Here is a 957-nt window from a genome sequence, read left to right as displayed (position 1 = left end):
TGATGTGAACCTCAAAAGTTGGAGTTTGTATTTAAACGGTTAATTGAATGGTATAGATTCGGTATTCAAGCAAAGACATACCGCTCAATTTTTGTTTTATTCTTCTATGATTATAGTGGTGAATATATTGATTAATCTTATTCATCAGTTTCTTATAACTTGTCAGTGGTTCTCCATAATAGGCCTTAAATACAGTTTCTGCTCATCGGCTGTCTTGAACGCTGTCACATCAGCGATTAATTTTTGAAGAGGATATTTTGCACTAAAGCGACGATTGAGGGGGTTGGGAGCAATTGTTCCTTTGTAAGAGCTATAGCGACGTGACTTTCGCCAGAATTTTGTAAGTTTTAAGCCGAGCTTATTCATGATTCGTAAAGCTTTTTTAGGGTTAATTTTTTGATGGTGTGTTTTGTATAATTCAGCCGTAATTCGTCGATAACTATAGGTTTCATAGAGTTCGTGAAATATTTGTTGAGTCTTTTCTTCTAATTCTGAATCATCAGCAACTTTATTCTTTTGACGAAGTCCGTTTTTATTAAGTTTCTTTACCACTTTGGGCGGCCTTTCTATCGGTCTATTCAGAGCTTTAGAACCCCCTTCAAGATAAACGCCTTTGCAATTAGCTAGCATTGATGGATTCGTAAGGTTAAAGGCGATTGCCGTTTCTTTATAGGAAGCAGCTATTCTTTGCTTAAAGTGTAAAACATTCAGCTTAAAAATCTAAAGAATAATCAGCTTTTCCTTGAATTGCTTTTAACCCATTTGCCCCCTATCTTTTATAATTGTTGACCCAATTCTTGACTAAAGAAGGTGAAGGAATCCCCTATTTTTTGTTAAAGCCTTGTAACCTAATTATCCTTCAAAATACCCTTCAATCACTTTCATTTTCAATTCAGAAGTCTATTTTTAGACATAAAAGTACCCCCAAAAGTTAGTTTTTAACTCGAACTTTTGGGG

Annotated in this window: 2 protein-coding genes; both read right to left on the bottom strand. The window is 34.9% G+C overall.

The window, feature by feature from the left end; genetic code table 11:
- Positions 1-31: 31 nt before the first annotated feature.
- Positions 32-145 (bottom strand): IS3 family transposase, encoded by a 114-nt coding sequence (locus ACQV2P_RS08650; protein ID WP_428875565.1) that lies wholly within the window; start codon positions 143-145, stop codon positions 32-34.
- A gap of 17 nt (positions 146-162) precedes the next feature.
- Positions 163-552 (bottom strand): IS3 family transposase, encoded by a 390-nt coding sequence (locus ACQV2P_RS08645; protein ID WP_428894896.1) that lies wholly within the window; start codon positions 550-552, stop codon positions 163-165.
- Positions 553-957 lie beyond the last annotated feature (405 nt).

This window comes from Facklamia sp. P12932 (genome assembly GCF_050409545.1).
Taxonomy (GTDB): Bacteria; Bacillota; Bacilli; order Lactobacillales; family Aerococcaceae; genus Facklamia.
The sequence above is the reverse complement of the archived record's forward strand: the minus strand, read 5'-3'. Positions and strand labels throughout refer to the sequence as shown.

Bases quoted from the DNA above. Each gene is read 5' to 3' on its own strand.
- ACQV2P_RS08650 (WP_428875565.1), bottom strand. From the start codon at position 145: ATGAATAAGATTAATCAATATATTCACCACTATAATCATAGAAGAATA.